Source organism: Anatilimnocola floriformis (genome assembly GCF_024256385.1).
GTDB classification, from domain to species: Bacteria; Planctomycetota; Planctomycetia; order Pirellulales; family Pirellulaceae; genus Anatilimnocola; species Anatilimnocola floriformis.
Window position 1 is genome coordinate 1 of record NZ_JAMLFW010000012.1, and the last position, 367, is coordinate 367.

Sequence of the window (367 nt, forward strand, 5' to 3'; positions counted from 1 at the left end):
GTACGACAGCGCCGCACTCGCGCCGGTCAGATTGAAGAGCAACTTATCAGCACCGCCGTTGCCATCGAGCAACACCGAGCCCACGCCCGCGAGATTCGCATTGTCCGGAATGCTCGGCGCGCTGCCGGCGAACGTCGGCAAGCCGCCAACGTCGCTCACGGTCAGCGTGTCATCGTCGCTCGAACCGAGATAAGTAAACGACTGAATCTGCGCGCTGGCTCCTTGGAAGATCACACCAACGTCATCGTTGTCCGGCACTGCTGCTGAACCGGTCCGTTCGACCACCAGATTCGCACCGCTGCGCCGCAGCGTGATCAGATCGGGCACGCCGGTGTTGCCCCACGCTGCCAGGTTCGCATCGAGCGAC

At 63.2% G+C, this 367-nt stretch carries 1 protein-coding gene; it reads right to left on the minus strand.

Annotated features, from left to right (window positions below):
- On the minus strand, positions 1 to 367 hold a 367-nt coding region (locus M9Q49_RS35275), incomplete at both ends, for a hypothetical protein (RefSeq protein ID WP_254514060.1).